This is a genomic window from Ideonella sp. (assembly GCF_044358605.1).
Classification (GTDB): domain Bacteria; phylum Pseudomonadota; class Gammaproteobacteria; order Burkholderiales; family Burkholderiaceae_C; genus Ideonella.
On the sequence record NZ_JBIKNQ010000031.1, the window covers coordinates 21,051 to 32,685 of the forward strand.

Annotated in this window: 12 protein-coding genes, 2 tRNA genes and 1 riboswitch; of the genes, 4 read left to right on the forward strand and 10 right to left on the reverse strand. The window is 64.0% G+C overall.

Annotated features, from left to right (window positions below; genetic code table 11):
* Nucleotides 1-71 precede the first annotated feature (71 nt).
* From ACIQ3Q_RS12260 to ACIQ3Q_RS12295, 8 genes are all read right to left on the reverse strand, one after another.
* Nucleotides 72-147, reverse strand: a tRNA-Asn gene (locus ACIQ3Q_RS12260).
* A 32-nt stretch (nucleotides 148-179) separates the two neighbouring features.
* A tRNA-Asn gene (locus ACIQ3Q_RS12265) sits at nucleotides 180-255 on the reverse strand.
* A 50-nt stretch (nucleotides 256-305) separates the two neighbouring features.
* The gene (locus tag ACIQ3Q_RS12270; RefSeq protein ID WP_396269365.1) at nucleotides 306-2,468 is read right to left on the reverse strand and encodes a TonB-dependent siderophore receptor; all 2,163 of its coding nucleotides are present in this window, start codon (nucleotides 2,466-2,468) and stop codon (nucleotides 306-308) included.
* A gap of 71 nt (nucleotides 2,469-2,539) precedes the next feature.
* Nucleotides 2,540-2,648, reverse strand: a riboswitch (TPP riboswitch).
* A 96-nt stretch (nucleotides 2,649-2,744) separates the two neighbouring features.
* The gene (gene fdxA, locus ACIQ3Q_RS12275) at nucleotides 2,745-3,068 is read right to left on the reverse strand and encodes a ferredoxin FdxA (RefSeq protein ID WP_396269366.1); all 324 of its coding nucleotides are present in this window, start codon (nucleotides 3,066-3,068) and stop codon (nucleotides 2,745-2,747) included.
* A gap of 103 nt (nucleotides 3,069-3,171) precedes the next feature.
* Nucleotides 3,172-3,969 (reverse strand): uroporphyrinogen-III C-methyltransferase, encoded by a 798-nt coding sequence (gene cobA / locus ACIQ3Q_RS12280; protein WP_396269367.1) that lies wholly within the window; start codon nucleotides 3,967-3,969, stop codon nucleotides 3,172-3,174.
* Entirely contained in the window at nucleotides 3,966-4,712 is a 747-nt protein-coding gene (locus ACIQ3Q_RS12285) for a phosphoadenylyl-sulfate reductase (RefSeq protein ID WP_396269390.1), read from the reverse strand. Before ACIQ3Q_RS12285 ends, cobA begins: the two co-directional genes overlap by 4 nt.
* A 53-nt stretch (nucleotides 4,713-4,765) precedes the next feature.
* Nucleotides 4,766-5,242 carry a DUF934 domain-containing protein gene (locus ACIQ3Q_RS12290; RefSeq protein ID WP_396269368.1) on the reverse strand — a complete coding sequence of 159 codons (477 nt, stop codon included), beginning with the start codon at nucleotides 5,240-5,242 and terminating at the stop codon, nucleotides 4,766-4,768.
* Between the two features lie 14 nt (nucleotides 5,243-5,256).
* Nucleotides 5,257-6,981 (reverse strand): nitrite/sulfite reductase, encoded by a 1,725-nt coding sequence (locus ACIQ3Q_RS12295; RefSeq protein WP_396269369.1) that lies wholly within the window; start codon nucleotides 6,979-6,981, stop codon nucleotides 5,257-5,259.
* 140 nt (nucleotides 6,982-7,121) lie between these two features.
* Here ACIQ3Q_RS12295 and ACIQ3Q_RS12300 point away from each other — a divergent pair, with 140 nt between their 5' ends.
* Nucleotides 7,122-8,051, forward strand: a complete 930-nt coding sequence (locus tag ACIQ3Q_RS12300; protein ID WP_396269370.1) for a patatin-like phospholipase family protein — start codon at nucleotides 7,122-7,124, stop codon at nucleotides 8,049-8,051.
* 110 nt (nucleotides 8,052-8,161) lie between these two features.
* Here the strand turns inward: ACIQ3Q_RS12300 and ACIQ3Q_RS12305 are convergent, their stop codons facing one another.
* Nucleotides 8,162-8,713: a phasin family protein gene (locus tag ACIQ3Q_RS12305; RefSeq protein ID WP_396269371.1), complete on the reverse strand. Its 552-nt coding sequence runs from the start codon at nucleotides 8,711-8,713 to the stop codon at nucleotides 8,162-8,164.
* Between the two features lie 273 nt (nucleotides 8,714-8,986).
* On the opposite strand from ACIQ3Q_RS12305, the gene ACIQ3Q_RS12310 reads away from it, so the two are divergent.
* The 3 genes from ACIQ3Q_RS12310 to ACIQ3Q_RS12320 all read left to right on the forward strand — a co-directional run bounded on the left by ACIQ3Q_RS12310 (nucleotide 8,987) and on the right by ACIQ3Q_RS12320 (nucleotide 11,229).
* Nucleotides 8,987-9,919 (forward strand): histone deacetylase, encoded by a 933-nt coding sequence (locus ACIQ3Q_RS12310; RefSeq protein WP_396269372.1) that lies wholly within the window; start codon nucleotides 8,987-8,989, stop codon nucleotides 9,917-9,919.
* A gap of 105 nt (nucleotides 9,920-10,024) precedes the next feature.
* Nucleotides 10,025-10,474 (forward strand): acyl-CoA thioesterase, encoded by a 450-nt coding sequence (locus ACIQ3Q_RS12315; RefSeq protein WP_396269373.1) that lies wholly within the window; start codon nucleotides 10,025-10,027, stop codon nucleotides 10,472-10,474.
* Nucleotides 10,475-10,506: 32 nt separating this feature from the next.
* On the forward strand, nucleotides 10,507-11,229 hold the full coding sequence (locus ACIQ3Q_RS12320) for a nitroreductase (RefSeq protein WP_396269374.1): 723 nt from the start codon (nucleotides 10,507-10,509) through the stop codon (nucleotides 11,227-11,229).
* A gap of 58 nt (nucleotides 11,230-11,287) precedes the next feature.
* Here ACIQ3Q_RS12320 and ACIQ3Q_RS12325 read toward each other — a convergent pair whose 3' ends face one another.
* A complete protein-coding gene (locus tag ACIQ3Q_RS12325; RefSeq protein WP_396269375.1) occupies nucleotides 11,288-11,635 on the reverse strand; it encodes a Na+/H+ antiporter subunit G in 348 nt (115 codons plus the stop codon).

An 11,635-nucleotide genomic window follows, 5' to 3' on the forward strand; every position in this document is an offset into this window, starting at 1 on the left:
GTGGGTCCAAATTTGTGCCGTCAAAAAGCACAAAAGTCAGAGGGATTGCTCCGGCTGACTTTGGCTTGAATTGGCTCCTCGACCTGGGCTCGAACCAGGGACCTACGGATTAACAGTCCGGCGCTCTACCGACTGAGCTATCGAGGAATTGATCGGTACACCACTGAGGGTGATTCACTTGGCTCCCCGACCTGGGCTCGAACCAGGGACCTACGGATTAACAGTCCGGCGCTCTACCGACTGAGCTATCGGGGAAGTGAAGCCTCAGATTATAGGCAGAAAATTTGCTGCTTCACCAATTCGACTTACAAATTCACTTGCAGTGAGGCGCGCCAGGTGCGCGGTGCCAGCGGGTAGAGGTAGCTGTGGCCGTACTGATAGGGCGTTTCTTGCCAAGCGCGGCGGTCAAAGACATTGTCTACGCCGGCGCGCAACAGCCACTCGGCCCCCACGGCCTTGAGGCTGTAGCGGGCCGACAGGCTGGTGGTGGTCCACGACGCGACTTGCAGGCTGTTGTCGGGCAGCACATAGCGCGGGCCTTCGTGGGCCAATTGGGCTTGCAGGGTCAGGCCAGGCAGGGCGGCCAGCTGGTGCGCGGCCATCAGCCGCAGGCTGCGCTGGGCCACGTTGTCGGGCACCAGGCCATTGAGACTGGCGGTGGCGCTGCCTTCGCGGCGGGCTTGCAGCCACATTGCGCTGCCGCGCAGGCTCCAAGCGCCCCAGCGGGTGTCAGCGTTGGCCTCCAAGCCGCGGTGGCGGGCGTTGCCGTCAAGGCGGCGGGTGCAACTGTTGTCGATGTCGCACGCGCCCAGGTCGGCTGCCACGGGCCGTTGGATGTCAAACAGTGTCACACCCCAGCCCAGGGTCTTGCTGCTGTGCTTCACACCGACTTCGACTTGGTCACTCTTGAGGGCGGGCAGGGGCTCGCCGGCATTGGTGTAGCGCGGGCGGTTGGGGGCCACATCCGTCTCGACGCCTTGGCCCCAGCTGGCATAGGCCATGGTCTCTGGGCTGAACTGCCAGGTGGCGGCCAACCAGGGGGTGGCAAAGCTTTGCTCATAGCTGATGGCGCGGCTGCCATCTGTGCGCACGCTGCTGCGGTCCAACTGGTTCGCGCGCAGGCCCAGCCACAGGCTCCATTCGGCGTTGAGCGCTACGCGGTCCCGCAGATGCCATTCCAGGCTGCGCTCGTCGCGGTGGGTGTTTTCGTCCGTCAGCTCCGGTGCTGCGGGCACTTGCACGCTGCCATCCACCTGGCCCACGCCGGCCCAGTTATAGGCTTGGCGGCCAAAGCGCGCGGTGAGCTGGCTCCATTGCAGGCCGGTCGAGAGATGGTGCTGCAGGCTGCCCGTACGCAGACGGCCCTCAAGGCTTAAAGCCAGAGCCTGTGTGCGGCGACGTTCGCCTTCGCTGCGGAAGTCGTAGAGGTCGAAGCTGCCGTCGCTGCAATAGCGGTCGTAGTTGTTCTCCGCGCTGCAGCCATAGGGGAAGGCCAAGCGGTCGTCGGTGTGCAGGTGTTGGCTGGCGGCATGGGCGGTGAGCTGCCAGTCTGTGCTGATCTGCCGCGTCCAGCGCAGGCTGGCGGTTTGGCCCTCAAACACCACGGGCTGGCTCCAGGCCTGGTTGTTGAGGTTCAGGCGCGGGTCGAACTTATCAGCGCTGGGCAAGGTGGCGCCCAGCAGGCTGAAGCCCGGCACGCTGGGTTGGGACTGACGGCTCCACTCGACCTCGGCGTCCAATACATCATCGCGGCTGAGCTTGGCCTGCAGCGCGGCGGCCAGCAGGCCTCGCTCACCTTTGGCGTTACGAAGCTGAGGGGCCAGCTTTTCGTAGGCGGCATTGACGCGCAAGCCTAGGCTGTCCTCGCTGCCTGTCGCTCCGAGTTGGCGGTCCACATCGACAGCCGCCTTCAAGCTGGCTTGTTCGGTCCAGCCCAACAGCAGGCTGGTGGCATGGCCGCGCGGGCGCTTGACCACAAGATTGGCCAAGCCCGCTGGGCTGCTGAGGCCCGCCTGCGCACCGCTGATGCCCTTGAGGACTTCGAGGCGCTCTTTGTTGTCGAGCAGGAGGGCGGTCTCGCCACTGATGGGCAGGCCATCGCGGCGGTAGTTGTTTCGGTTGTCGAGTTGAAAGCCACGCACGCGCAGAGAGGACCAATAGCCCGGTGCGTTGTAGGCATCGCCGATGCTGGCGTCGAGCTTGGTGATTTCGCCCAAGGTGTCGATGCCTAAATCGCGCAGCGCGGTGGTGTTGATGCTGGTGACCTGCAGCGGCGTGCGTGCCAGCGGTACCTCGCCAAAACCGGCCATTTGCGCCGGTGGCGCTTCATAGCGGCCGGTGACGGTCACTGACTCAGGCTTGGCGGCTTCGGCACTGGCCTGGGCCAGCGCATGCAGCGGGAAGTTCAGCGTGAACAAGGGTGCCAGGGCCAAGCCCCAGGCGCGGGAGGAAAAAGCAGTGTGTGCCATCGCAACTCATGAGTTGGTGGCAGGTGAGCAACATCGGGAGACTTTGGGTGGGTGCCAGAAAAGGCGAGCCCACGGTGGTTCGATGGCTTCCCTGCGCGAGGATTACCTCAATCAGGTTCAAAGGGACTGTCTCAGTCGGCATCACAGCAAGCTGTGGTGACAACACCCCTAGCGAATGCGTGGCCCAGACAAGCTGAACCACGGCAGGCGAGCATTCTATGCGGCCTAAGAAAAAGCCCGCTGAAGCAGCGGGCTTTGGACAAGGACTTGAGCGTCTTAACGGATCAGTTGATCCAGCTTGTCCTTGCGGTCTTTCCACTCATCGGCATCGGGCAAGGGTGCTTTGCGCTTGGTGATGCTGGGCCACTTCTTGGCCAGATCAGCATTGAGCTTGATGTAGGCTTGCTGGTCGCCAGGCACATCTTCTTCAGGCAGGATGGCATTGACCGGGCACTCAGGGATGCAAACGGCGCAGTCGATGCACTCATCCGGGTCAATGGTCAGGAAGTTCGGGCCTTCGCGGAAGCAGTCGACGGGGCAAACGTCGACGCAGTCGGTGTACTTGCAGCGGATGCAGGCTTCGGTGACGACGTGGGTCATGGTCGAGAAGTTTTGGATGAGGCCAAGGCCTCGGTCAATGAAATGGTGTCGGCAGCAGTCTGGCGGGCGGCCCAGACTGGCAAAGGCCGATAAACGGCGGATTTTAGGCGCTGGCGCAGGCCTTGGCGTGATGCCCCTCAAACTCGCTGCCCTGGACAGTGCGGGCCGTGCTGGCGGCCATGGGGCTGGCGCCTACACCGACGGTCACCACGCTAGGGCGCCCCGCATGCAAGACCACGGCGGCCGCCAGGGTGGCCACAGTGTGGTCGGATTGAGACTGGTCGGCACAACCGGCCCGCGACACCACCATCACCGGGGTGTCCGCGGCCCAGCCCGCGTCCAGCAAACGGCGAGATAGAGCGGCCAATTGACGGCCCGCCATGTAGAACACTTCGGTGTCGGCGCGCTGGCCAGCGGTGAAGGCGCCTTCGCGCGTCATGGCGGTGGACAGCGCCACGCTGCGGCCACGGCCACGCCGGGTCAGCGGGCGGCCGGTGGCCGCTGCAGCCGCCAAGGCCGCTGTGATGCCAGGAATGACCTCATAGCTCAGGCCCGCTTCAGCCAGGGCTTCAATCTCTTCTTCCAAGCGGCCAAAGACGCTAGGGTCGCCGCCCTTGAGGCGAGCCACGCATTCACCCTGGCGCCCATAGTGCACCAGCAAGGCGTCGATATGAGCTTGGGCTGTGGAGTTGCAAAAGCCACGCTTGCCCACGTCCACCCACAAGGCCTTGGGGGCCAGGGCTTGGAAGCCAGGGTCGGTCAGGGCGTCGAACAGCACCACGGTGGCGTTTGCCAAAGCTTTGGCACCGCGCAGGGTGATGAGGTCCGCCGCGCCCGGGCCTGCCCCGATGAAGCAGACATGGCCCGGCTGGGGGCCGATGCTCAAGACGGCGTCGCTCATGCGGCCACCGCGTCAGCAGCCTTGACGTGCAGACCGCACTCTTTGGCGGCTTCGTCTTCCCACCACCAGCGGCCGGCGCGGAAGGGCTCACCCACCGCAATGGAGCGGGTGCAGGGCGCGCAGCCGATGCTGGGCATGAACTGGTCGTGCAGGGCGTTGTAGGGCACGTTGTGCGTGTCGATGTAGTGCCAGATGTCCGCCCAGGTCCAGTCGGCCAAGGGGTTGAACTTGGTGCGGCCGTTGGCTTCCACTTCGCTGTGCGGCACCGCACCTCGGTTGGCGGATTGCTCGCGGCGCAGGCCAGTGACCCAGGCGCTGCGGCTGGCCAGCATGCGCGACAGCGGCTCCATCTTGCGCACTTGGCAGCAGCTTTTGCGCAGGGCCAGGCTTTGGTACATGGCCTTGTCGCCATGGGTCTTGACGAAGTGCACCACAGCCTCGTGCTGGGGCTCATAGACCTCGACCTTCAGGCCGTAGCGCTGCTCGATGGCCGGGATCAGCGCCGTGGTCTCTGGGTTGAGCGCACCCGTTTGCAAGGTGCCCAGGGCGATGGGCAACTGGTGGCGTGCGATCAGGTCGGTCAGCACCATGTCTTCGGCGCCCAGGCTGTTGGCCAGCACGATCTGGCCGGGGTGTTCGGCAGCGGCTTGTTGGAGCTGGGCCAAGGTGTCGGCCACGCGCTGCTCAAAGCCTTCGGTCTTGCGGGCGTAGAGGTCGATGGCGCTGGAAGGGCCAAAGTTCAGCGGCGCGAAGTCGTCGTCGGTGGTGGTTTGGGGGGCAGTGGATGAGGAGAGAGTCACAGGGCAGTCCTCGCAAACGCTGGGCGGGTGGCGTGCACATCGCCCTGGTAGTTTTCGGTCACGATGCTCAGGGCGCGGCGGGCGCTGGCTTCACGCTGGTCGGGGCGCAACTGCACCGTGTTGAAGCCTGCGCGGTGCAGCAGCGGCATCATGTCCACCAGCACCTCGCCCACAGCGCGCACTTCACCCTTGAATCGCAGGCGGGCCCGCAGCACATGGGCCTGGCTGTAGGCCCGGCCATCTGTCCACTTGGGGAACTGCAGGGCCAGCAGGCTCAGGCGGGGCAGGTCGTCGGTGAGGTCTTCCACATCCACCGTATTCGGCACGATCACGCCGACGGAAAGGCCTTGCGGCCAGGTGTCGCGCACGGCGTGCCATTGTTCCCAGCTCAGCAGGGCATTGGCACGGGGCTTGGGGCCGTCTTCGCCCCCCACGCGCTTCCAGACATCGTCTTGAGAATGAATGAATTGCATGTTGGATCTCGAGCTCAGATGGACAGGGCAGGGTCGGCAGACTCGGTGCGCGCGGTGCTGCGGCGCACAGCGTCGGCGGCGGCGCGCAGCGGCGGCACGCCAATGCGGCGTGCGGCGTCCACAAAGCGCTCACCGGGTTGGCGCTGCTGGCGGTAGACCTCGATCAAGGCTTCGATGACATCAGGCACTTCATCAGCCGCGAACGAGGGGCCAATCACTTTGCCGGGGGTGGAGGCGCCGCTGAGCGTGCTGCCGTCGGAGCCCCCCACCGAGACCTGGTACCACTCGTCACCGTCTTTATCGATGCCCAGAATGCCAATGTGGCCGGTGTGGTGGTGGCCGCAGGAGTTCATGCAGCCGCTGATGTGCAGGTCGATGGGGCCGAGGTCGTACAGCTCGTCCAGGTCGTCGAAGCGCTCAGTGATGCTCTCGGCCACGGGAATGGAGCGGGCATTGGCCAGAGCGCAGAAGTCGCCGCCGGGGCAGGCGATCATGTCGGTCAGCAGGCCAATATTGGGCGTCGCAAAGCCGGCGTCTTTGGCGGCATGCCACACGGCCAGCAAATCAGCCTCACGCACCCAAGGCAGCAGCAGGTTTTGCTCATGGGTCACGCGCAACTCGCCCAGCGAGTAGCGGTCGGCCATGGTGGCGGCGGCATCCATTTGGTCGGCGGTGGCGTCGCCCGGGGCCAAGCCCACGCGCTTGAGTGACAAGGTCACGGCGCGGTAGCCCGGCACGCGGTGCGGCTGCACATTGCGCTCCAGCCAGCGCAGGAAGGCGGGCTGCGGGTTGCCGGTGCGGTGCGGGTCAAAGTTGTTGGTGGCGGGGCGCACACCGGCCGGGTCTTGGAAGGAGCGGCTGACGCGCTCCAATTCGGACACCGGGATGATGTGCTCGCGGCCGCCCGCATCCAGCGTCAAGATCTTGTCGAACTCGGCATTGACGGCGTCAAAAAATGCCTGGCCTTCAGCCTTGACCAAGATCTTGATACGGGCCTTGTAGAGGTTGTCGCGGCGGCCAAAGCGGTTGTAGACCCGCACAATGGCTTCGAGGTAGACGAGGATCTGCTGCCAAGGCACAAAGGCATTGATGACCGAGCCGATGACGGGCGTGCGGCCCATGCCACCGCCCACCAGCACCTTGAAGCCGACCTCGCCGGCCTCGTTTTTCAGCAACTGCAGGCCCACATCGTGCCAGCCGATGGCGGCACGGTCTTCTTGGGCGCCGCTGACTGCGATCTTGAACTTGCGCGGCAGGTGGGCAAACTCAGGGTGCAGCGTGCTCCACTGGCGCAGGATCTCGCAATAGGGGCGGGGGTCAACGATCTCGTCTTGGGCAATGCCGGCCAGGGCGTCGGAGGTGATGTTTCGGATGCAGTTGCCGCTGGTTTGGATGCCGTGCATGTCGACTTCGGCCAGTTTGTCCATCACGTCTGCGGCTTGGCGCAGCGGGATCCAGTTGTATTGCAGGTTCTGACGCGTGGTGAAGTGGCCAAAGCCGCGGTCGTATTGGCGGGCGATCAGGGCCAACTGGCGCAACTGCTTGCTGGACAGCTCGCCATAAGGCACGGCCACCCGCAGCATGGGGGCGTGGCGCTGCACATACCAGCCGTTTTGGAGGCGCAAGGGGCGGAAGTCGTCGTCGGCCAGTTCGCCCGCGAGGTTGCGTTCGAGCTGATCGCGGAACTGTGCCGCACGTTGGCGGACGACTTGGCGGTCAAAAGCGGTGTACTGGTACATGGAGTGTGCGTGTTCAAGGCGCCCTTCTTGGGCTTTGGGGCGACTGTAGGCAGTCTCTATATGCTTGGGAACTACATTCTGGGTGTTTATAAATTTCTTGCAGATATATAGAAGGTTTTCGTTCTTCCTAGAATGGGCGGATGAACGCTTCTGATCCTTCTGTGTCTGCCTGTCTGTGGGGCCGCCGCCAGTGGTGCTTGGGGCTGGCAGCCCTGGCGTTGGCGGGCTGCCAAACCCCAGCGCCACCGGTGGTGGTGCAGCCGCCGCCCTCCGTCATTCCGCCGCCACCGCCCAAGCCGCCGCGCATTGGCTTGGCGCTAGGCGGCGGGGCTGCCCGAGGTTTTGCCCACATTGGGGTGATTCAGGTCTTGGAAGAGCAGGGCATCAAGGTCGACCTGGTGGTGGGCACCTCGGCAGGCAGCTTGGTGGCCGCGCTCTATGCCTCGGGCCGCAGCGGCCCTGAGCTGGGCAAGATGGCCGATGGCATGGATGAATCGGCGCTCACCGACTGGGCCTTCCCCGGCCGGGGCTTGATCAAGGGTGAGGCCTTGGCCAAATACATGCGCACCCAAACCGGCGGCACACCGATCGAGCGCATGAAGCTGCCGCTGGGCATCGTCGCCACCGACCTGGCGGACGGCCAGCCTATCTTGTTCCAACGCGGCGACGTGGGCACGGCAGTGCGGGCGTCCAGCGCGGTGCCTGCGGTGTTTCAGCCGGTCAAGATTGCAGACCGGGAGTATGTGGACGGCGGTTTGGTGTCGCCCGTGCCGGTGCGCTTTGCCCGACAAATGGGCGCCACGCTCGTGATTGGCGTCGACATTTCATCGCCGCCCGAGGGCAAACCTACGGCTGGGCCTATCGACATCCTGATGCAAACCGTGGCCATCATGGGCCGCAGCATCAACACCTTTGAGTTGAAAGATGCCGATGTGGTGATGCGCCCACCGCTGCTGGGTGTCTCTAGTGCCGACTTCACGGCGCGCCACAAGGCCATTGCCTCTGGCCGGGAGGCGGCCTTGGCGGCCTTGCCTGCGATCCGCCAAAAGATCGCCGCTTTGACGCGATAAAGCGGCGCCCAAAAACAAACCCGCCGCACGACTGCCGTGGGGCGGGTGAGGGCCTGAGTCGCACGTCAGGCTTTCAGCGCGTCGCCCCCCGAGGGAGGCGGTCGTCTGAATTAGGCAGCGCGGCGAGCCTTGGTGGCTTGCTGGCTGGCCTTGACGGCGGTGTTGCTCACAGCTTGGAAGTTGGCTTCGGCCACTTCAGCGGCTTGCTTGGCAGCCTTGTGCACGCTGTCGTAGGCGTTGTTGGCAGCGGCCAGAGCCGACTTCACCAAGGCCACAGCGTTTTCGGTGCCAGCAGGAGCGTTCTTGACGGCGGTGTCAACCAAGCCGGTGAAGTTCTTTTGCAGGTCAGCGACTTGGGCTTCAGCAACCTTGGTCACTTCGGCGTTGGTGGCAGCAGCGATGTCATACAGATGACGGCTGTAAGCAGCAGCCTTTTCAGCGGCAGGCTGGAGCAGGCCAGCTTGCAGGCTCAGCAGCTCTTGGGCGTCCTTGACAGCCAGGGCAGCCTTGGTGGTTTCGGCGGCTTCGCCCATGGAGGCCTTGGCCACTTGCAGGTTCAACTCGACCAGCTTTTCAACGCCTTCGAAGGCCTTGTTGGTCAGGTCAAACAGAGTTTCGAGGTTGGCTTTTTGAGCGGCAACGATTTGTTCGGCAGTCAGCATGAGAAATCTCCTGTTTCAACGGTTTGGAACTCACAGGCAGCTCACTCAACAACTTTCATTGTGCGCTGCAACATGACTCGTATTCTAAGGGTTCATCCGTAGATTGCAAGCTGTTTTGTTGCGGTGCAGCAAAATGAGCTGCGTAACTGTGGTTGGGAGGGAGTGTCACCTTTGCGACATTGGCGGGGTATCGCCCAAATGGGGGGGGGATTTGTACGTAGATGTTTCTACCAAATGGGTATCCTGCTGCGTAAGCATTGAATCTGCACAATGATGAAGGCCTACACCTCTGACCGCTTTGTCTTGCCCCTGCCGCCGGGCCATCGCTTCCCGATGAGCAAGTACGCCTTGCTGCGCGAGCGGGTGGAAGCGCTGTCGCCGCACATCCGGCTGACGGAGGCCCCCCAGGCCATCGAAGATGAATTGCTGCTGGCCCACAGCCCCCGCTATGTGACCGCCGTGCTGCAGGGGCTGTTGTCTGCGGCGGAGCTGCGCGAGATTGGCTTTCCGTGGTCGCCCTGGATGGCCGAGCGGGCACGCCGCTCGGTGGGCGCCAGCATCGCGGCGGCCCGATCTGCCCTGGCCGAAGGCGTGGCGGCCAATCTGGCCGGAGGCACCCATCACGCCAGTGCAGACAAGGGCTCTGGCTTCTGTGTGTTCAATGATGTGGCGGTGGCCGCCCGGCTGATGCAAGCGGAGTGGCGCCGCACCCACCGCCAACTGCTGCACGTGCTGGTGGTGGACTTGGACGTGCACCAAGGCAATGGCACGGCAGACATCTTCAGCGAAGACGACACGGTGTTCACCTTCTCCATGCATGGAGCCCGCAACTTCCCGTTTCGCAAAGTGCCCAGCAGCTTGGATGTGGACTTGGACGATGGCTGCGACGACGCCCATTACTTGGCGGCATTAGAAGGTGCGCTGGCCAAGATTGATGAGCGCTTGGCGGGCGCGCCGCCCAGCTTGGCCTTTTACCTGGCCGGTGCAGACCCGCATGAAAGCGACCGGCTCGGCCGCCTGAAGCTGAGCGCCGAAGGCCTGGCTCAGCGCGACCGCCGGGTGCTGAGCTGGCTGCGCGAGCGCCGTATCCCCGTGGCCTTGAGCATGGCTGGGGGTTATGGCCATGACATTGCCACCACCGTCTCGCTGCAACACCGCACCCTGGAATTGGCCGCTGAGGCCTGGACACAGTGGCGGGGTGCTTGATGCACATGCCTCAGCAGGGTCGCCACCGACCCCCTGGGCCATTCCCAGCCCTTGGGTGCTGAGGGGCCTGTTCAAATAGATGTTCACCACAAAGCTCACCGGGCCATGTCGAACCCTCCCGCTCCCACCCGGCCGCAAGCGCGGCCCCGCAGCGACTTCAAGCTGTTCAGGCCCATCCAAACCCGCTGGATGGACAACGATGTCTATGGCCATGTCAACAACGTCGTCTTTTACAGCTACTTTGATACAGCGGTGAACGCCTACCTCATTGACGCTGGCGCGCTGGACATCCACCACGGCGAGGTGATTGGCTTGGTGGTCGAAACCCAATGCAACTATTTCGAGCCGCTGGCCTTTCCGGGCGCAGTGGAGGCCGGCTTGCGCGTGGCCAAAATGGGCGGCTCCAGCGTGCGCTATGAGATCGGGCTGTTTGCTGAAGGCGCGCCGCTGAGCGCGGCTGCCGGTCACTTTGTTCATGTGTACGTTTGCCGAGACTCCCGGCGCCCAGCTCCGTTGCCCGCAGCCTTGAAGCAGGCCTTGATGCCGCTGCTGTGAGCCTGTTTTTTTGATCCTCTCTCACCACCATCATGACCTCCACCACTCCCCAGGACCGCAGCGTAAACGCTGCCCACACCACCGCCGTTGATGCTGCTTTGAGCTCTCGACGCTCGATCCGCGCTTACCTGCCCACGCCGGTGCCGCGCGAGACGCTCGAAGCGCTGCTGGCCGTGGCCGCCCGTGCGCCCAGCGGCACCAACACCCAACCCTGGCAGGTGCATGTGCTGACGGGCGAGCGGCTGAAGGCGCTGAGCCAGCGCATCGAGGCCGCCTATTTGGACCCGGCCGAGCGCGCCTCCCACAGCGAGGAATACGCCTACTACCCCACCGAATGGCGCAGCCCTTACATCGACCGCCGCCGCAAGGTGGGCTGGGACTTGTACTCGCTCTTGGGCATCACCAAAGACGACAAGGCCCGCATGCAGGCCCAGCATGCCCGCAACTACCGCTTCTTTGATGCGCCCGTGGGCCTGATCTTCACCATCGACCGGGTGATGCAGCAAGGCAGTTGGTTGGACTACGGCATGTTTGTGCAGAGCGTGATGATCGCCGCCCGCGCACGGGGGCTGGATACCTGCCCGCAGGCCGCGTTCACGCAGTTCCATCGCGTGATCGAAGAGGAACTGTCGTTGCCTGCCGAGCAGATGGTGGTCTGCGGCATGGCCCTGGGCCGGGCCGACCCGGCGGCCATCGAGAACAGTTTGCACACCGAGCGTGAGCCCGTCTCAGGATTTGCCCGGTTTTGGGACTAATTCGCTGAGGGGCTCAAGCAAGCTCGGGGCCGCCCGGCGTTTGCTGGTGCGGCCTGACTCAGACAGAAGCCTGAGGGTCCTGGGGCGGCAAATCGCTGGGGGGCTCCGCCTGGGAGGGCAGCTTCTGGTGCAGGGCGGCCTGAGCCAGCAAATTGGCCGAGACGGGGGCCGTCACAAAGACAAACAGCGTGATCAGCAACTCGGCCAAGCCGAAGCGATCTTGGCTCGCTGCCACCACGATGGAGGCCAGCAGCACGCCACCCACGCCCAAGGTCGACGACTTGGTGGGGGCATGCAGGCGCATGTAAAAGTCGGGCAAGCGCACCAAGCCAATAGCACCCACCAGCAAAAAGAAGGCGGCTACCACCACCAGCAAGGCTGCAAGCCATTCGAGCATGAGGTTCAT

Coding starts and splice junctions, on each gene's coding strand:
- ACIQ3Q_RS12270 (WP_396269365.1), bottom strand. CDS start 2,468: ATGGCACACACTGCTTTTTCCTCCCGCGCCTGGGGCTTGGCCCTGGCA.
- fdxA (WP_396269366.1), bottom strand. CDS start 3,068: ATGACCCACGTCGTCACCGAAGCCTGCATCCGCTGCAAGTACACCGAC.
- cobA (WP_396269367.1), bottom strand. CDS start 3,969: ATGAGCGACGCCGTCTTGAGCATCGGCCCCCAGCCGGGCCATGTCTGC.
- ACIQ3Q_RS12290 (WP_396269368.1), bottom strand. CDS start 5,242: ATGCAATTCATTCATTCTCAAGACGATGTCTGGAAGCGCGTGGGGGGC.
- ACIQ3Q_RS12295 (WP_396269369.1), bottom strand. CDS start 6,981: ATGTACCAGTACACCGCTTTTGACCGCCAAGTCGTCCGCCAACGTGCG.
- ACIQ3Q_RS12300 (WP_396269370.1), top strand. CDS start 7,122: ATGAACGCTTCTGATCCTTCTGTGTCTGCCTGTCTGTGGGGCCGCCGC.
- ACIQ3Q_RS12305 (WP_396269371.1), bottom strand. CDS start 8,713: ATGCTGACTGCCGAACAAATCGTTGCCGCTCAAAAAGCCAACCTCGAA.
- ACIQ3Q_RS12310 (WP_396269372.1), top strand. CDS start 8,987: ATGAAGGCCTACACCTCTGACCGCTTTGTCTTGCCCCTGCCGCCGGGC.
- ACIQ3Q_RS12315 (WP_396269373.1), top strand. CDS start 10,025: ATGTCGAACCCTCCCGCTCCCACCCGGCCGCAAGCGCGGCCCCGCAGC.
- ACIQ3Q_RS12320 (WP_396269374.1), top strand. CDS start 10,507: ATGACCTCCACCACTCCCCAGGACCGCAGCGTAAACGCTGCCCACACC.
- ACIQ3Q_RS12325 (WP_396269375.1), bottom strand. CDS start 11,635: ATGAACCTCATGCTCGAATGGCTTGCAGCCTTGCTGGTGGTGGTAGCC.